Origin of the sequence: Streptomyces sp. NRRL S-1813, from assembly GCF_000719605.1 — a bacterium.
Classification (GTDB): Bacteria; Actinomycetota; Actinomycetes; order Streptomycetales; family Streptomycetaceae; genus Streptomyces; species Streptomyces decoyicus.
The window spans coordinates 136,304-154,133 of sequence record NZ_JOHB01000005.1 but is presented as its reverse complement, the minus strand read 5'-3'; the positions used below and the strand labels follow the sequence as shown (position 1 = coordinate 154,133).

Sequence of the window (17,830 nt, the reverse complement as noted above, 5' to 3'; positions counted from 1 at the left end):
CGGGCTGGGGGCCGCCGAGGGGGCCGGGCCCTCCCGGCGGGGCACGTGCCGCCCGGCACCGCGCCGCGGGATCACTAAACTGGCCCGCAGAACCGCTGTCGCCCACCCACCACCAGGAGTGATGCACCATGGCCACCACGCGCACCGCCGAGACCCACTGGGAAGGCAACCTCCTGGAGGGCAAGGGCACCGTCGCCCTGGAGTCCTCCAAGCTCGGTACGTACGACGTGAACTGGCCCGCCCGCGCGGAGCAGCCCAACGGAGTCACCAGCCCCGAGGAGCTGATCGCGGCGGCCCACTCCTCCTGCTACTCCATGGCCTTCTCGCACGGCCTGGCCGGCAAGGGGTACACCGTCGAGGCCCTGGACACCCGGGCCGATGTCACCTTCCAGCCCGGTGAGGGCATCACCGCCATCGCGCTGACCGTCAAGGCCCGCGTCCCCGGCCTGTCCGAGGAGGACTTCCAGGCGGCGGCCCAGGACGCCAAGGCCAACTGCCCGGTGAGCCAGGCGCTGGCGGGCGTCAAGAACATCACGCTGGCGGCGGAGCTGCTCTGACGGGACGAGCGGCCGGGTCCGGTCGCTCCGCAGGGCGTCCCGGAGGCCGTGGCTCCGCAGGGCGTCCCGGGGGCCGTGCGCCCCGGGGACGCCCACCCAGTTCCGGGGGCTGCCCCTAGCTCCAGCGCCCCGTGCGCCCCAGCAGCAGCGCCGTCGCCGCCGTGCCGGCCGTGGAGGTGCGCAGCACGGTCGTCCCCAGGCGGTACGGCTTGGCGCCGGCCTCGGCGAAGAGGGTGAGTTCCTCCGGGGAGACACCGCCCTCCGGCCCGACGACGAGTACGATCCGGCCCTCGGCGGGGAGTTCGGCGGTGGCGAGCGGGGAGCTGCCCTCCTCGTGGAGGACGGCGGCGAAGTCGGCGTCGGCGAGCAGGGTGGCCACCTGCTTGGTCGTCAGCGGGTCCGCGACCTCGGGGAAGGTCAGCCGGCGCGACTGCTTGCCCGCCTCGCGGGCCGTGGCGCGCCATTTGCCGAGCGATTTCGCGGCCCGCTCGCCCTTCCACTGGGTCACGCAACGCGCCGCAGCCCAGGGCACGATGGCGTCCACACCGGTCTCGGTCATCGTCTCGACGGCGAGCTCGCCGCGGTCGCCCTTGGGGAGCGCCTGGACGACGGTGATCGTGGGGTGCGGCGGGGCCTCACTGCGCAGCTCGGTGACCGCGACGGTCAGCCGGTCCTTCCCCTCGACGGCGGCGACCGTGCCATGTGCCCCGGCGCCGTGACCGTCCGTCAGGACGACCTCCTCGCCGACCCGCAGCCGGCGCACCGACACCGCGTGCCGGCCCTCGGGGCCGTCGAGAGTGAACGTGCCGCCGGCCCGTACGTCCGCGAGCGAATCGACGAGGAAAACCGGCGCGGTCATGAGGCGCTGCCGGCGCCCGGGCGGCTCAACGCGGCGCGCGCCGCGTCCAGTTCGACCGCCAGTACTTCCACGAGCTGCCCGGCGGGCAGCTCCCGGGCCAGCCGGTGCCCCTGCCCCGCCCACAGGTTCATGCCCTGTGCGTCGCCCGCCTTGGCCGCGGCCTTGCGCACCGTGGAGGTGAGGTAGTGGACGGCGGGGTAGGCCGCCGGGGCGTACGGGCCGTGCTCGCGCATGAAGCGGTTGACCAGACCGCGGGCCGGCCGCCCGGAGAACGCCCGGGTCAACTCCGTATGTGTGAACAGCGGGTTGGTCAGCGCCTGCTTGTGCAGCGGGTTGGCGCCCGATTCGGGGGTGGCGAGGAAGGCGGTGCCCAGCTGCGCCATGCTCGCCCCGGCGGCCAGCACCGACGCGATCTGCGCCCCGCGCATCAGCCCGCCCGCGGCGATCACCGGGATCTGCACGGCCTCACGGACCTGCCCGAGCAGCGCCAGCAGCCCCAGCCCCGAGCCGGTCCCGTCGGCGTGCGGATCGTCGCGGTGGGTGCCCTGATGGCCGCCGGCCTCCACGCCCTGCACACACACCGCGTCGGCCCCCGACCACTGTGCGGCCTGCGCCTCGGCGGCGGTGGTGACCGTGACGATGGTGTACGTGCCGACCTTGGCGAAGGCGTCGAGGACCGCGCGCGAGGGGCAGCCGAAGGTGAAGGACACCACCGGCACCGGGTCGTCCCGCAGGATCGCGAGCTTGGCCTCGTAGCCGTCGTCGATGGGCCCGTCGGTGTCGCCGAGTTCCGTCTCGTACCAGGTGGCCTCGCCCGCGAGTTGCTCGCGGTAGACCTCGACGACGGAGCTGTCGGACAGCGAGGGCTGCGGCATGAAGAGATTGACGCCGAAGGGCCGGTCGGTCAGCGACCGCAGCTGCTTGATCTCCTGGTACATGCCGTCGGCGGTCTTGTAGCCGGCGGCGAGGAAGCCGAGACCGCCGGCGCCGCAGACGGCGGCGGCCAGCTCGGGTCCTGAGCCGCCTCCCGCCATCGGGGCCTGCACGATCGGGTAGCGGCAGAACTCGGTCAGTGCGGTGGGCATGAGCACATCGTGTCACGCCCACCGCCCCGCTCCGAACCGGGGCGGCGACCGCTGCGCCGGCCCGGGGAACGGCTTCGCCCCCGGGCCCACCTGGGGCTATCGCCCGTTGAACGCATCCTTCAGGCGCGAGAACAGACCCTGCTGCCCCGGCTGGAACTGCCCCGTGGGCCGCTCCTCCCCGCGGAGCTTGGCCAGCCGCCGCAGCAGCTCTTCCTGGTCGGGGTCGAGCTTGGACGGCGTCATCACCTCGACATGGACGATGAGATCGCCCCGGCCGCCGCCGCGCAGATGGGTCACCCCGCGCTGGTGCAGCGGGATCGACTGGCCGGACTGGGTGCCGGGCCGGACATCGATCTCCTCCACCCCGTCCAGCGTCTCCAGCGGGCACTTCGTGCCCAGCGCCGCCGCTGTCATCGGGATGGTGACCGTGCAGTGCAGATCGTCGCCGCGCCGCTGGAAGACCGAATGCGCCAGCTCGTGGATCTCCACATAGAGATCGCCGGCGGGGCCGCCGCCGGGGCCGACCTCGCCCTCGCCCGCGAGCTGGATGCGGGTGCCGTTGTCGACGCCGGCCGGGATCTTGACGGTCAGCGTGCGGCGGGAGCGGATCCGGCCGTCGCCTGCGCACTCGGGGCACGGGGTCGGCACGACCGTGCCGAAGCCCTGGCACTGCGGACAGGGCCTGGACGTCATGACCTGGCCGAGGAAGGACCGGGTGACCTGCGAGACCTCACCGCGGCCGCGGCACATGTCGCAGGTCTGCGCCGAGGTACCCGGCGCGGCTCCCTCACCGGTGCACGTCGTACAGACGATGGCGGTGTCGACCTGGATGTCCTTGGTCGTGCCGAAGGCCGCTTCGTTCAGCTCGATGTCGAGCCGGATCATGGCGTCCTGGCCGCGGCGGGTGCGCGAGCGCGGCCCGCGCTGCGACGCGGTGCCGAAGAAGGCGTCCATGATGTCGGAGAAGTTGCCGAAGCCCGCGCCGAAGCCGCCCGCGCCCTGGCCGCCGCCCGCCTGCGAGAGGGGATCGCCGCCGAGGTCGTAGACCTGCTTCTTCTGCGGGTCCGACAGGACCTCGTAAGCGGCGTTGATCTCCTTGAACCGCTCTTGGGTCTTGGGATCCGGGTTCACGTCCGGGTGCAGCTCACGCGCCAGCCGGCGGAAGGCTTTCTTGATCTGGTCCTGCGAGGCGTCACGGCTGATGCCGAGGACCGAGTAGTAATCCGTGGCCACTTACGACTCCGCGAGGATTTGTCCGACGTAACGTGCCACTGCGCGTACCGCTCCCATCGTTCCGGGGTAGTCCATGCGGGTCGGTCCGACCACGCCGAGTTTGGCGACTGCCTCGTCGCCCGAACCGTAGCCGACCGTGACGACCGATGTGGACGCCAGGCCTTCGTGGGCATTCTCATGCCCGATACGTACGGTCATGCCCGAGTCCTTGGCCTCCCCGAGCAGCTTGAGCATCACCACATGCTCCTCAAGGGCCTCCAGCACCGGCCGGATCGTCAGCGGGAAATCGTGCCCGAATCGCGTGAGATTGGAGGTACCGCCGATCATCAGCCGCTCTTCGGTCTCTTCCACCAGAGTTTCCAGCAACACCGACAGCACTGTCGAGACCGTGCCGCGGTCGTCCTGCTCGAAGGACTCCGGGAGATCCTGCACCAACTGCGGCACATCCGCGAACCGGCGGCCGACGACCCTGCTGTTGAGCCGGGCCCGCAGGTCCGCCAGCGAGGCCTCGCCGAACGGCGTCTGGCAGTCGATGAGCCGCTGCTCGACCCGCCCGGTGTCCGTGATCAGTACGAGCATCAGCCGGGCGGGGGCCAGCGCCAGCAGTTCGACATGCCGGACCGTGGACCGGGTCAGGGACGGGTACTGCACGACCGCGACCTGCCGGGTCAGCTGCGCCAGCAGCCGGACCGTGCGGCCCACCACATCGTCGAGGTCGACGGCGCCGTCCAGGAAATTCTGGATCGCCCGCCGCTCCGGGCTGGACAGCGGCTTGACGCCGGCCAGCTTGTCGACGAACAGGCGGTAGCCCTTGTCGGTCGGGATGCGCCCGGCGCTGGTGTGCGGCTGGGCGATGAATCCCTCGTCCTCCAGGGCCGCCATGTCGTTGCGGACGGTGGCCGGGGAGACGCCGAGCTGATGGCGTTCGGTGAGCGCCTTGGAGCCGACCGGCTCCTCCGTCCCGACATAGTCCTGGACGATGGCGCGCAGCACCTCCAGCCTGCGTTCACTGAGCATCCCGCGCACCTCCAGTCCGGCCGTCCGCCGTCTCGTCTCTCCTGGCACTCACACGGGCCGAGTGCCAGACCCTGAGCCAGTGTACGGCCGGGTAGCACGGACACGGCAAGGGCAGCCGCGCACAGCACCCGCCCGATGACCGTGTTCGGCCGATCTGTCGGGCAACGCTATCGCGATGGCGCTAGCGTCTCGGTATGCACACTGCTTGGGAAGAGGCCGGGTGGGAACGACTCGGTGACGGTGTCGCCAGGCGCCGTATGCCGGGCTGGGACGAGACGATCGGGGTGGTCGCGGGGACCACCGGCGTGATGATCGTCGACACCGGCGCGACCCTGCGCGACGGCGCGGATCTGCGGCGTGCGATCCGCGGCGTACTGGGCCGGGAAGTGACGCATATCGCGCTCACCCACCCCCACTTCGATCATGTGCTGGGCACCGCCGCCTTCGCGGGCGTCGAGGTCTTCGGCGCGGCCGGACTGAGCGAGCTGCTGCGCCGCGGCAAGGACGAGCTGCGGCACGACGCGATGCGGCACGGCGTCGACCGGGACGCCGCCGCCGAGGCCGCCGATCTGCTGGTCGCCCCGCACCACCACGTCCACGACCAGCTGACCGTCGAGCTCGGCGACCGGCAGGTGCTGCTCGCCAATGTCGGCCCCGGGCACACGGCCCACGATCTGGCGGTCCTGGTACCGGGCCGGGGCGGGGACCCGGAGATCGTCTTCTGCGGCGATCTGGTCGAGGAGTCCGGAGAGCCCCAGGCAGGCCACGACGCACTGCCGCAGCAGTGGCCCGCCGCGCTGGACCGGCTGCTGGCCCTCGGCGGCGAGGACGCGCGGTACGTTCCCGGCCATGGCGCCGTGGTGGACGCCCGCTTCGTCCGTGCCCAACGCGAGGCCCTGGCCACCCGCTTCGGCGTCGCCCCGTCCTGACCACCGCCCGCCCTCCCCACGACTGCATACAAACAAAGATCGACAGAGAACAGGTCCCACGCGATGCAGAACCGGCGCTACAGCCCCGACCTCACCCCGCCCTGGAAGAAGCAGCAGCCTGCGCCCGAGGTGCCGGCCGAGCCCGATCTGGTCGTCGAGGAGGTCACCTCGGGTTTCTGCGGCGCCGTGATCCGCTGCGAGAAGACGGCACAGGGCCCGACGGTCACCCTGGAGGACCGCTTCGGCAAGCACCGGGTCTTCCCCATGGAGCCGCGCGGCTTCCTGCTGGAGGGGCGGGTGGTCACTCTCGTACGCCCCCAGGGCCGGCCGGCGGCCACCACCCGGACGCGTACGGCATCGGGATCACTCGCCGTGCCCGGCGCCCGCGCACGGGTCGCCCGCGCCGGGCGCATCTATGTGGAGGGCCGGCACGACGCCGAGCTGGTGGAGCGGGTGTGGGGCGACGACCTGCGCATCGAGGGCGTGGTCGTGGAGTACCTGGAGGGCATCGACGACCTGCCCGCGATCGTCCGCGGCTTCTCCCCCGGTCCTGACGCCCGTCTCGGCGTCCTCGTCGACCATCTCGTGCCCGGCTCGAAGGAGTCCCGTATCGCGGCCGAGGTGACCGGTGACCATGCGCTGGTGGTGGGCCATCCGTACATCGACGTCTGGGAGGCGGTGAAGCCGTCCTCGGTCGGGATCGCGTCCTGGCCGTCCGTCCCGCACGGCCAGGACTGGAAGACGGGCGTGTGCCGGGCACTGGGCTGGCCGGAGAACACCGGCGCCGCCTGGCAGCGGATCCTGTCCTGCGTGCGCTCCTACAAGGACCTGGAGCCGGCGCTGCTGGGGCGGGTGGAGGAGCTGATCGACTTCGTGACTGTGCCGGACGGCGAACTCCGCTAGCGGGAGAGCGTCCGGAACCCCTCGGTGTTGAGGGTGATACCGAGGGCATCGATCGGGATCTGATCGCCGAACTTCGCGGTGCGCTCGACCCGGTACTCGGCGTTCTCGCCCGCGCCCTCCGGTTCTGTGAGCAGGAGGCAACGAGCAGCGAGCGGATCGACGATCAGGTACGCGGGGATACCGCCAGCCGCATACATGGAACGCTTTGTGTGGTAATCCCGATCCGCGCTCGTCTTGGATACGACCTCCACGGTCAGAGTGACAGCCGGAGCGGGAACCAGTCGTCCTGGCCCCTCGAATGCCCCGTGTTCCACCACCACCAGATCGGGCTGCGGCTGACTTGCCTCTCCGGGGATCGCGAGGTCCTGAGTCTGAACCGGGTACCACCGCTCAGCGGGGACCTGGTAGAGGATGGACAGGACGATCAAGTTGTGGACCCAGTCGGGCCCGGCCCTCATCACGATTTCGCCCCGCAGCAGCTCGCATTTGATGCCGTCGGGAACATCAATGCTCTCGAACGCACCAATAACCTTGTCAATCGGTCGCTCATCCACAGCGGTCATCTCCGTGGGCCTCCACATCCGCCGCGTTCAGTTAGCAGCAGCCTATGAACAGCCTAGGCGGGCGCGCAGCACACCCACATCGGTTCACTCGTTCGAGCACACGTTCTCAGTCCACCAGATCACGCACCACCGCGTCCGCCAGCAGCCGCCCCCGGAGCGTCAGCACGGCCCGGCCCGCCTCGTACGGACCGGCCTCCAGCAGACCGTCGGCCAGCGCACGGGCCGCTGCCCGCGCCCCCGCCGGCGCGAGGATGTCCAGCGGGCAGCCGTCCGAGAGCCGCAGCTCCAGGAGGATGCGTTCGACCCGGCGGTCCTCGTCCGAGAGGATCTCGCGGCCGGCGCCCGGGGAGCGGCCTTCGGTGAGGGCCTGGGCGTAGGCGCCGGGGTGTTTGACGTTCCACCAGCGGACGCCGCCGACGTGGCTGTGGGCGCCGGGGCCCGCGCCCCACCAGTCGGCGCCGGTCCAGTAGAGCTCGTTGTGGCGGCAGCGGGCGGCGTCGGTGGTGGCCCAGTTCGAGACCTCGTACCAGGTGAAACCGGCCGCGGCGAGGCGTTCGTCGGCGATCAGGTAGCGGTCGGCGTGGGTGTCGTCGTCGGTCATCGGGACCTCGCCGCGGCGGATCCGGCGGGCCAGCTGGGTGCCCTCCTCGACGATCAGGGCATAGGCGGAGACATGGTCCGGGCCGGCGCCGAGCGCGGCGTCGAGGGAGGCGCGCCAGTCGTCGTCGGTCTCGCCCGGAGTGCCGTAGATCAGATCGAGGTTGACGTGCTCGAAACCGGCCGCGCGGGCCTCGGCGACGCAGGCCTCGGGGCGGCCCGGGGTGTGCGTACGGTCAAGGATCTTCAGGACGTGCTGCCGGGCGCTCTGCATACCGAAGGAGACCCGGTTGAAACCGCCCGCGAGAAGCTCGTCGAGGTAGCGGGGATCGACGGACTCCGGGTTGGCCTCGGTGGTGATCTCGGCACCGGGCGCGAGGCCGAATTCCTCGCGGATGGCGGCGAGCATCCGGCCGAGATCGGCGGCGGGCAGCAGGGTCGGGGTGCCGCCGCCGACGAAGACCGTCTCGACCGGGCGCGGGTCGTCGCCCAGCACCTTGCGGGCCAGCCGGATCTCGTCGACGACGGTGTCCGCGTAGTTGTCGCGGGAGGCCAGGGCGCCCCCGGAGCCGCGCAGCTCGCTCGCGGTGTACGTGTTGAAGTCGCAGTAGCCGCAGCGGGTCGCGCAGTACGGCACATGCAGATAGAAGCCGAGGGGCCGGCCGGCGGCGCCCGCCGGGGCATGACCGGGCAGCGCCCCGTCCTCGGGCATCGGCTCACCATCAGGCAGTGCGGAAGGCATGGGAACCATTGTCCGTCATGGCGGGGCGGTGCCGGTCCGGTGCCGGGGTGCCCTAGGACACCCCGTGCCCCGCCGCCTGGAGGACCAGCAGGGCGAGGTCGTCGTCGGGCGGGATCGGGCCGAAGGCGTGGACGGTGTTGCGGATGTGGTCGGCGAGGGCGGTGGCGCCCAGGCCGACTCCTGCGGCAAGGGCGGTGGCCAGGCCGTCCTCGTCGTCGAAGAGCCGCCGCCCCGAGCGCCGCTCGGTCACCCCGTCGGTGACGCACAGAAGCGTTTCCCCCGGGCAGAGGTCGAACGATTCGCTGACGTACGCCGCGTCCTCGACCACCCCCAGCAGCATCTGCGGCGCCGCGACGACCCGGACCGTGCCGTCCGCGCCCAGCACCAGCGGCAGCGGATGGCCGGCGCTGGCCAGGGTGCAGCGTGCGCCCCCGGAGCCGCCGGGGTACGGGACGATCTCGCCGTAGAGCAGGGACAGGAAGCGGGCCTGTTCGCCCTCCTCGCGGATCTCGACCGGCGCCTCCGCCCCGGCGCCGGCCGCCGCCACCGCCGCCGCGACCGCCGCCACCGAATCCACGGCCTCCCGCGCCATGGTCTTGTTGAGCCGGTCGAGCACCGCGGCCACTCCGAAGCCGTCGCGGGCCAGCAGCCGCAGCACCGGGCGGGCCAGCCCGGTCACCGCGGCCGCCTCGGGGCCGCTGCCGCAGACATCGCCGAGGGCGAAGCACCAGCGGCCGTCCCCGGCGTCGAAGAGGTCCCAGAAGTCGCCGCCCGCCCAGGCACCCTCACGCGGCTCGTAGACCACCGCCGACTCCACGCCGGGCACCTGCGCCCGCCCCCGCGGCAGCAGACGGCGCTGGAGGACCTGGCTGATCCGCTCCTGGCGGCTGTAGGCGCGGGCGGTGGCAACCGCGCGGGCGACCCGGCGGCCCAGGTCCTCGATCAGGCCGACGACCTCGTCGGGGAAGCGCGGCAGGCCGCCCCGGCCGAGCAGGAGGGTGCCGAGGCGGCGGCCGCCCGCGACCAGGGGGCAGGCCAGTGCGGCGCCGCCCGGCCCGTAGCCGCTCGGTTCGTACGGCCAGGGCCAGGGGACCGCGCCGGGCGCACCGTTGGGCGAGCCGCTGCCCGGGAGTTCCGGCGGCTGCTTCTCCAGCGCCGTGCGCAGCGCGTCGATCCGGCTCTCGCAGGTGTGCCAGACGCGAGCGAGCCGTTGTTCCTCGCCGTCCGCGGCGATGCCCCGGCCGGGCGCGCCGGCGTCGCCGTCGTAGAGCCACACCGCGCACCATTCGGCGAGCCGCGGCACGATCAACTGGGCGGCGAGCGCGGCGACCTGATCGGCGTCGAGCTGGCCGGAGAGCAGGTCGGAGGCTTCGGCGAGGAAGGAGAGGGCGCCGTTGGCGGCCCGGTCGGCCTCCTGTTCCGGCCGGGCGGACCGGCGCGGCGCCGGGGCGAGGAGTTCGGCGGCCCGCAGTCCGTGCTGGAGCAGCTGGTCGTCGAAGGCGAGCTCCGGTTCGGGCCGGGCACCGTCCCGGGCTCCCACGGGCAGCCGGAACCAGACGGTCTTCATGGCCCGGCGGTAGGTGACGCCCCAGGACTCGGCGACCGCGCTGATCAGCTGGAGCCCGTGGCCGCCGTTCTCGGAAGCGGCGCTGTCCTCGTGGGCGCGGACCGGCTGGGTGGGGTGATGGTCGGACACCTCGACGAGCAGACCGGGGCCGGGGACGGCGTCGAGGCCGGCGCCCGGGATGGCGGGGGCGTCCCCGTACGGCGCCGGGCAGGGCTCACCGCTCCGGCCCCCGTATGCCTCCGCGCCCGGCTCCCGTTCCGGTTCCAGCCGGCAGCGCAGCTCGACGGTGGTGCCCGCATGCACCACCGCGTTCGTCACCAACTCGCTGACCAGCAGAACCGCTTCGTCCGCGAGCCGGCCGGCCAGCCGCTCCGCGCCGGGCAGCCGCTGGTCGGCCCAGTCGGCGAACGCGCCGCGGACGAACCGGCGGGCGGCGGCAGCGGCCTGCGGATCACCGGGCAGGCTGGCCCACCGGGAACGGGCCACGGCCCCGTCGGCAGGCCCGGCCGAGGGTCCGCCACGGGACCCTCCCGCCCTCGTCCCGCGCATCGCCGTGACGTCGTCGTCCCGTGGAGACGAAGTTGTCGTCCGCATTGAGCAACTCCCGAGCAGCTCCGCTACAGCGCCGGATGCGCCAACGACAGAGTGACAGAACGAGCGCAGACATAAGCACTGAGTCACAGAAGTCGGTGGTCACAGCGGCCAATTCGGCTGACGCGCCGCGGGAGTTGGCCGGCGCGTACGCAGGGGCGCCGGGGGGAACCTGTACGGACAGCTTCAACGGCGGCCGCGGTTCCCGCCGGCCGCCGACTTCACCCGTACGGGCGCGGCGGCAGGGGGCGCGCCGACCCGGCCCGCCCCATATCGCCGCGCCCCTGCGACTACGCCTCGCGCGCCCCCGCATACATCTCGTCGAGCAGGTCCTTGAACGCCCGCTCCACCACCGGCCGCTTGATCTTGAGGCTGGGGGTCACCTCGCCGTGCTCGATGTCCAGGTCACGCGGCAGCAGCCGGAACTTGCGGATCTGCTGCCAGCGCTGAAGCCCCTCGTTGACCCGCTCGACATAGCCGTCGATCAGCTCGCGGACCTGGTCGGTGGCGACGAGATCGGCGTACTCCTTGCCGGCCAGGCCGTGCTCCTTGCCCCAGGCCAGGATCGTGGGCTCGTCGAGGGCGATCAGCGCGGTGCAGTAGTTCCGGTTGGCGCCGTGCACCAGCACATTGGAGACGAACGGGCAGACCGCCTTGAACTGGCCCTCGACCTCCGCCGGCGCGATGTACTTCCCGCCCGAGGTCTTGATCAGGTCCTTCTTGCGGTCGGTGATCCGCAGATAGCCGTCCGGGGAGAGCTCACCGATGTCACCGGTGTGGAACCAGCCGTCCTCCTCCAGGACTTCGGCGGTCTTGTCCGGCAGGCCGTGGTAGCCCTGCATGATGCCGGGGCCGCGCAGCAGGATCTCGCCGTCCTCGGCGATCCGCACCTCGGTGCCGGGCAGCGGCTTGCCGACCGTTCCGGTGCGGTAGGCCTCGCCGGGGTTGATGAAGCTGGCGGCGCTGGACTCCGTCAGGCCGTAGCCCTCCAGGATGTGGATGCCGGCACCGGAGAAGAAGTAGCCGATCTCCGGCGAGAGCGCGGCCGAGCCGGAGACCGCGGCGCGCAGCCGGCCGCCGAACGCCTCCCGCAGCTTGCTGTAGACGAGCGCATCGGCGATCTTGTGCTTGGCACCCAGCGCGAACGGCACGGAGGCGTTGCCGGTGCGGCGGAAGTTGTCCTGCGAGACCTTGGCGTACTCGCGGGCCACCTCGGCGGCCCACTGGAAGATCTTGTACTTGGCGCCGCCGCCCGCCCGGGCCTTGGCCGCGACCCCGTTGTAGACCTTCTCGAAGATCCGCGGTACGGCCGCCATGTACGTGGGCCGGACGACCGGCAGATTCTCGATGATCTTGTCGACCCGGCCGTCGACGGCGATCACCTGGCCGGTCGCGATCTGTCCGGCGGTGAGCACCTTGCCGAAGACGTGCGCCAGCGGCAGCCAGAGGTACTGCACATCGTCCTCGTGGACCAGGCCGGTCGACTGGATCGCGCGGGCCATGTACGACCAGCAGTCGTGCGGCAGCCGGACGCCCTTGGGACGGCCGGTGGTACCGGAGGTGTAGATGAGCGTCGCCAGCTGGTCGGCGCGCAGCGCGGCGACCCGCTCCTTGACGCACTCCGGGTGGTCCGCCAGATAGGCGGTGCCGCGCTTCTCCAGCTCGGCCAGGGTGAGCACCCAGCCCTCCGGATCGCCCTCGGCGGGCTCCGCGCCCGCCTCGTCGATGACGACGACATGCGCCAGCTCGGGCAGCTCCGCGCGCCGCTCACGCGCCTTGGCGAGCTGTCCGGCGTCCTCCGCGATCAGCACCCGGCTGCCGGAGTCGGCCAGGATGTAGGCGGTCTCCTCGGTGTTGGTGCTGGGGTAGACCGTGGTGGTGGCGGCGCCGGAGCAGAGCACACCGAGGTCGGCGAGGATCCACTCGACGCGGGTGTTGGCGGCGAGCGCCACCCGCTCCTCGGGCAGTATGCCGAGCGCGATGAGCCCGGCGGCCACGGCGTAGACCCGTTCCGCGGCCTGGGCCCAGCTGAGCACCTTCCAGTCGTCCGCCCCTTGGCCGGCGGGGGCGCCTCCCTGCCCGTGCGAGGCCGAGGCCTTGGACGCGGGGACCGGATAGCGATAGGCCTCGATATCGGGCGTGGCCGCGACCCGCTCCAGGAAGAGGTGTGCCACCGAAGGCGGCCGGTTTTCGATCAGCGTGTGGGTGTCCGTCACGGCGTCCTCCGGGGCCCGCTTCGTTGCTGGTGACTCGCGAGTAACCTTTGAGCAGTGATCAGACTAGAGCGCGCGGCGCCGACGCGTAAGGGGCTACGACCTACTGGTTCACGATGTGACCAGTGCGATAGGTGTACGTAGCACCCGCAACGCCCGATAGCGAGCCTCGCCCTTCACCCCTACCGGGCCGTCTCCAGGTGGGACGGATCACACCACCCGCCACCACCCGGGCGCCGCGCCCCGCATTCGCGCCGGCGAACAGGGAAAAGCCGACAGGGCGCCGACCCCCTCCATGGGGACCGGCACCCTGTTCCGCTGCTTTACGACCGCTCCATCCGGCGGCCGCTCCGCTTCGTCGCCTCACGACTTCGTCGCCTCGCGGCTTCGTCATCTCACGGCTCGTGGGGCCGTGGGTGCGGGTGATGCGGGTGACGCGCTACTTCTTCGACTTCGCGTCGCCGTCGGAGTCCGAGGACAGCACAGCGATGAAGGCCTCCTGCGGGACCTCCACGCTGCCGACCATCTTCATCCGCTTCTTGCCTTCCTTCTGCTTCTCCAGCAGCTTCCGCTTACGGGAGATGTCACCGCCGTAGCACTTGGCGAGGACGTCCTTGCGGATGGCTCGGACCGTCTCACGGGCGATGACCCGGGCGCCGATGGCGGCCTGGATCGGCACCTCGAAGCTCTGCCGCGGAATCAGCTCCCGCAGCTTGGCGACCAGCCGGACGCCGTAGGCGTACGCCTTGTCCTTGTGGCAGATCGCGGAGAACGCGTCGACCTTGTCGCCGTGCAGCAGGATGTCGACCTTCACCAGGTCGGCGGCCTGCTCGCCGGTGGGCTCGTAGTCCAGCGAGGCATAGCCACGGGTCTTGGACTTGAGCTGGTCGAAGAAGTCGAAGACGACCTCGGCGAGCGGGAGGGTGTAGCGGATCTCGACGCGGTCCTCGGAGAGGTAGTCCATGCCGAGCAGGTTGCCGCGGCGGTTCTGGCACAGCTCCATGATCGCGCCGATGAACTCGCTCGGTGCCAGGACCGTGGCGCGTACGACCGGCTCGTGCACCTTGTCGATCTTGCCCGTCGGGAACTCGCTCGGGTTGGTGACCTCGTGCTCGGTCCCGTCCTCCATGTCGACGCGGTAGACCACGTTCGGCGCGGTCGCGATCAGTTCGAGGCCGAACTCACGCTCCAGGCGCTCGCGGATGACCTCCAGGTGCAGCAGGCCCAGGAAGCCGACGCGGAAGCCGAAGCCCAGGGCCGCGGAGGTCTCCGGTTCGTAGACCAGCGCGGCGTCGTTGAGCTGAAGCTTGTCCAGCGCGTCGCGGAGCTCCGGGTAGTCCGAGCCGTCCAGGGGATACAGGCCCGAGAACACCATCGGCTTGGGGTCCTTGTAGCCGCCGAGCGCCTCCTCGGCACCCTTGTTGAGCTGGGTGATCGTGTCACCCACCTTGGACTGCCGGACATCCTTCACGCCGGTGATCAGGTAGCCCACCTCACCGACGGACAGGCCGTCGGACGCCTTCATCTCCGGGGAGTTCGTGCCGATCTCCAGGAGCTCGTGAGCGGCGCCGGTCGACATCATCCTGATGCGCTCGCGCTTGCGGAGCGTGCCGTCGACGACCTTCACGTAGGTCACGACACCGCGGTAGGCGTCGTAGACCGAGTCGAAGATCATCGCGCGGGCGGGAGCGTCCTTGACGCCGACCGGGGCCGGCACCTCGCGGACGACCTTGTCCAGCAGCTCGGGCACGCCGACGCCGGTCTTGGCGGAGACCCGCAGGACGTCCTCGGGCTCGCAGCCGACCAGATTGGCCAGCTCGGCGGCGAACTTCTCGGGCTGGGCGGCCGGCAGATCGATCTTGTTGAGGACGGGGATGATCGTGAGCTCGTGCTCCATCGCCAGGTAGAGGTTGGCGAGGGTCTGGGCCTCGATCCCCTGAGCGGCGTCGACGAGGAGGATGCAGCCCTCGCACGCGGCGAGCGAGCGGGAGACCTCGTAGGTGAAGTCGACGTGGCCCGGGGTGTCGATCATGTTGAGGATGTGGGTCGTGCCACTTCCCTCTTCACCCTCGGTGGGGTCCCAGGGCAGACGGACCGCCTGGGACTTGATCGTGATGCCGCGCTCGCGCTCGATGTCCATGCGGTCGAGGTACTGCGCGCGCATCTGCCGCGAGTCGACGACACCGGTGAGCTGGAGCATCCGGTCGGCGAGCGTCGACTTGCCGTGGTCGATGTGCGCGATGATGCAGAAGTTACGGAGGAGGGCCGGATCGGTACGGCTCGGCTCCGGCACGTTCGTAGGGGTCGCGGGCACGCAGGGTCCATTCAGTGAACGCGGGTAGGCGGGACTCGGGTATGTGACGTCTCCCCCATCGTCCCATGAGCGAGGGGCTCGGTCCGGTTTGGGCGGGGCGAGGTGGGGTTCGGGGACTTCGGAGGGCGCGGGGAGCGGGCTGTTTCGGGGTGGGCGGGCGGCCCCGGGGATGGGCGGCCCCCAGGGGTGGGCGGCTCGGGGAGCGCGGGGAGATCGGTGGGGACGGTTCGGGGAGCTCGGTGGGCAGGTCGGCGGCCGTGGGCGGGCCGGGGCGGGCTGCCGGGCGGTGGGCAGGTCGGCGGCCGTGGGACGGACGGCTCGGGCCGGGGCGGGCTGCCGGGCGGTGGGTCCAGTCCCGGTTTGGGAGGCCGTAGACCCTGCTGGTAGCCTGGTCCACTGCGCTTCGTGCCCTCTCACGTACGAGGCGCCACTCGAAACTCCAACGAACCTGAAAAGGCTCTTTCGTGGCGAACATCAAGTCCCAGATGAAGCGGATCAAGACCAACGAGAAGGCTCGTCAGCGCAACAAGGCTGTCAAGTCCACTCTCAAGACCGCGATCCGTCGCACCCGCGAGGCCGTGGAGGCCGGTGACCTTCAGAAGGCCACCACCGCCCAGGCCGCCGCTGCCAAGACGCTCGACAAGGCCGTCAGCAAGGGTGTCATCCACAAGAACGCCGCCGCCAACAAGAAGTCGGCGCTCGCGAAGAAGGTCGCGTCCCTCAAGGGCTGACCTTCCTACCGGAGAAGATCGCCGGCCGGTTCAGGCCTGATCTTCGTCCATCGCAACACCTGTAGTACTCCTGTCGGCAGGGACTCAGCGGCCCCTCTCTCCGCTCCTTGACCGATGCACACCGCGCCGCACACGGCCTGCGTTCGCCACGCGGGTGCGGCGCAACCCGGCTCACTCGGTGTCAACCGCCGACCAAGCCGCAACAGCTTGATACGAAGACCCCGCCTCGCCCCTTCCCCAGGGGAGAGGCGGGGTCTTTTGTTGGTTTTTAGGCGTTGCGGCCTTTTACTGCCGGGGCTTTTGTTGGGTTCTTTGGCGTGGGCTGCGCGGGCGGCGCGGGCGGCGCGGGCGGCGTGGGCGGCTTTACGTGGGGCTTTTGTTGCGGGATGTTGCGGGGGCTTTTGTGCGGGGCTTTTGTTGTGAGCTCCGTTGGGGGATGTGGTGGCGGGATGTGGCGGTGGGGATTTGTTGGCAGTGAAGTCAGCGGTGAGGTGGGCGGTGAGGGTGATAGTGGGTTGGCAGTGTCTTGTTGCGGAATTCTGTTGTAGGGAGCCTGCTGTCGGGTCGTTGTTATGGGCCACTTGATATCGGGGGCCCGTCATGGGGCGTGACGGAAACGGACTCGGTTTGCGTACGGGGGGGGGAGGGGCGGTGCGGACGCGGCCCGGGAAGCCGGCCGTGGGGGAAATTCCGGGCCGCAGATCCGGGTTCGCTTTCGGCGGGTTCCGCTACGCTGCCGCCATGTCTATTCCGGGGGAACAGAACAATCCGTACGGCCCACCGCAGCCCAACCCGTACGGCCAGGTGCCCGCAGCCCAGAATCCGGTGCCCGCACAGCAGAATCCCTACGCACAACAGGCCATGCCGCAGGGGCCGGGTGCCGGATACGGCTATCCCACACCCGGCGTACCCGCTCCGCCCGTAGGGGCACCCACCGGCGCACCCGGAGCGTCGCCCGGCGGCGCGGGCCGTGGAATGTCCGGCTGGCTGTGGGCGTTCGGCGGGGCGGTCGCCGCGTCCGCGATCTGGGGGTCCGTGCTGTTCGCCACCGGGGGCTTCTCCTCCGAGCCCACCCCCGATCTCGCGGGCTACGCCTACACCGGCGATCTGTGTGCGGACACCTCGCTGACGCCCTTCCAGGACGCCCACTTCAAGCCCAAGACGAACACCGGAACGGCCTCGAAGGACGCCAACCCGCAGCACAGCGGCACCCAGCTCAAGGCCTTGGACACGATGACGTGCAACGTCTCGTTCGAGCAGGAGAACGCAGGCAGCTCCGCCTACTCCTCGACCTGGCTCTACAACACCGCAACGCTGCACCGGGGGGCCGACCCCGCGCCGGAGTTCGCCGACGGCTACCGCTCGTACGAGAAGCAGGACACCTCGGTCGGCTACCGGGTCGAGGCCGTGGCGGGACTCGGCGACGAGGCCTACCTGGTGACCCGGAAGGACGAGGGCGGCACGAGCAACAGCTCGTATGTGATCCTCGGCGTCCGGGACGGCTGGATGACGTACCAGTCGACGTGGTCGAGCTATGCGTCGAGCAGCGGCAGCGGCAGCGGCAAGCAGCCGACGGCCACCGAAGTGGCCACGATGCTGAAGACCAGCGCGACGGAGACACTCAAGCGACTCCAGAACTCACGGTCTCGGTGAGGGTGAAACCGCAAGGGGTACTGGAACAGACCTCAGGGGGCAAGGGAGCGGGCCGCGGGGACAGCGGACCGTGGGGCAGCGGACCTCAGGAGCGGCCCGACCGCAGGAGCAGCCCGACCGCAGGGCAGCGGACCTCAGGAGCAGCCGGCCGCCTGACGGTTGATCGCGCTGAGGCCCTGCGGTGAGGACGGAGCGCCGTTTGGCCTGAGTGCGATGAGCACGGAACGCCGTACTGCGGGCGTGCGGTGAGGACGGAACGCCGTAAAGCCGGGGGCG

14 protein-coding genes are annotated in these 17,830 nt (G+C 71.0%); 5 read left to right on the top strand and 9 right to left on the bottom strand.

What is annotated here, in order from left to right; all coding sequences use genetic code 11:
* The first annotated feature begins 128 nt into the window (after window positions 1–128).
* Window positions 129–557 (top strand): OsmC family protein, encoded by a 429-nt coding sequence (locus tag IF67_RS0110740; RefSeq protein ID WP_030085125.1) that lies wholly within the window; start codon window positions 129–131, stop codon window positions 555–557.
* Between the two features lie 115 nt (window positions 558–672).
* On the opposite strand, the gene IF67_RS0110735 is transcribed toward IF67_RS0110740, so the two are convergent.
* From IF67_RS0110735 to hrcA, 4 genes are all read right to left on the bottom strand, one after another.
* Window positions 673–1,416 carry a 16S rRNA (uracil(1498)-N(3))-methyltransferase gene (locus tag IF67_RS0110735; RefSeq protein WP_030984478.1) on the bottom strand — a complete coding sequence of 248 codons (744 nt, stop codon included), beginning with the start codon at window positions 1,414–1,416 and terminating at the stop codon, window positions 673–675.
* On the bottom strand, window positions 1,413–2,501 hold the full coding sequence (locus IF67_RS0110730) for a nitronate monooxygenase (protein WP_030984477.1): 1,089 nt from the start codon (window positions 2,499–2,501) through the stop codon (window positions 1,413–1,415). The genes IF67_RS0110735 and IF67_RS0110730 overlap by 4 nt, the downstream gene beginning before the upstream one ends.
* A gap of 96 nt (window positions 2,502–2,597) precedes the next feature.
* Entirely contained in the window at window positions 2,598–3,734 is a 1,137-nt protein-coding gene (gene dnaJ, locus IF67_RS0110725; protein WP_030984474.1) for a molecular chaperone DnaJ, read from the bottom strand.
* Entirely contained in the window at window positions 3,735–4,751 is a 1,017-nt protein-coding gene (gene hrcA / locus IF67_RS0110720; protein WP_030984473.1) for a heat-inducible transcriptional repressor HrcA, read from the bottom strand.
* 194 nt (window positions 4,752–4,945) lie between these two features.
* On the opposite strand from hrcA, the gene IF67_RS0110715 reads away from it, so the two are divergent.
* Together IF67_RS0110715 and IF67_RS0110710 are read left to right on the top strand one after the other, a co-directional pair.
* Window positions 4,946–5,680 (top strand): MBL fold metallo-hydrolase, encoded by a 735-nt coding sequence (locus IF67_RS0110715; RefSeq protein WP_030984472.1) that lies wholly within the window; start codon window positions 4,946–4,948, stop codon window positions 5,678–5,680.
* Window positions 5,681–5,743: 63 nt separating this feature from the next.
* Window positions 5,744–6,583, top strand: a complete 840-nt coding sequence (locus IF67_RS0110710) for a DUF3097 domain-containing protein (protein ID WP_030984471.1) — start codon at window positions 5,744–5,746, stop codon at window positions 6,581–6,583.
* Here the strand turns inward: IF67_RS0110710 and IF67_RS0110705 are convergent.
* The 5 genes from IF67_RS0110705 to lepA form a co-directional block, all read right to left on the bottom strand.
* Complete coding sequence (locus IF67_RS0110705) at window positions 6,580–7,146, bottom strand: Uma2 family endonuclease (RefSeq protein WP_030984470.1); 567 nt, start codon at window positions 7,144–7,146, stop codon at window positions 6,580–6,582. The genes IF67_RS0110710 and IF67_RS0110705 overlap by 4 nt on opposite strands.
* A 106-nt stretch (window positions 7,147–7,252) precedes the next feature.
* Window positions 7,253–8,485, bottom strand: a complete 1,233-nt coding sequence (gene hemW / locus IF67_RS0110700; RefSeq protein ID WP_030984469.1) for a radical SAM family heme chaperone HemW — start codon at window positions 8,483–8,485, stop codon at window positions 7,253–7,255.
* 52 nt (window positions 8,486–8,537) lie between these two features.
* Window positions 8,538–10,601 carry a SpoIIE family protein phosphatase gene (locus IF67_RS0110695; protein ID WP_420708635.1) on the bottom strand — a complete coding sequence of 688 codons (2,064 nt, stop codon included), beginning with the start codon at window positions 10,599–10,601 and terminating at the stop codon, window positions 8,538–8,540.
* 332 nt (window positions 10,602–10,933) lie between these two features.
* Window positions 10,934–12,859 (bottom strand): AMP-dependent synthetase/ligase, encoded by a 1,926-nt coding sequence (locus tag IF67_RS0110690; protein WP_030984467.1) that lies wholly within the window; start codon window positions 12,857–12,859, stop codon window positions 10,934–10,936.
* Window positions 12,860–13,295: 436 nt separating this feature from the next.
* Window positions 13,296–15,170, bottom strand: coding sequence for a translation elongation factor 4 (gene lepA, locus IF67_RS0110685; RefSeq protein WP_030984466.1), 1,875 nt, complete (start codon window positions 15,168–15,170; stop codon window positions 13,296–13,298).
* A 464-nt stretch (window positions 15,171–15,634) separates the two neighbouring features.
* Here lepA and rpsT point away from each other — a divergent pair, with 464 nt between their 5' ends.
* Both rpsT and IF67_RS39025 read left to right on the top strand, forming a co-directional pair.
* A complete protein-coding gene (gene rpsT, locus IF67_RS0110680; protein WP_018088219.1) occupies window positions 15,635–15,901 on the top strand; it encodes a 30S ribosomal protein S20 in 267 nt (88 codons plus the stop codon).
* Between the two features lie 741 nt (window positions 15,902–16,642).
* Window positions 16,643–17,554 (top strand): hypothetical protein, encoded by a 912-nt coding sequence (locus IF67_RS39025; protein ID WP_234341047.1) that lies wholly within the window; start codon window positions 16,643–16,645, stop codon window positions 17,552–17,554.
* The last annotated feature ends 276 nt before the right edge of the window (window positions 17,555–17,830 follow it).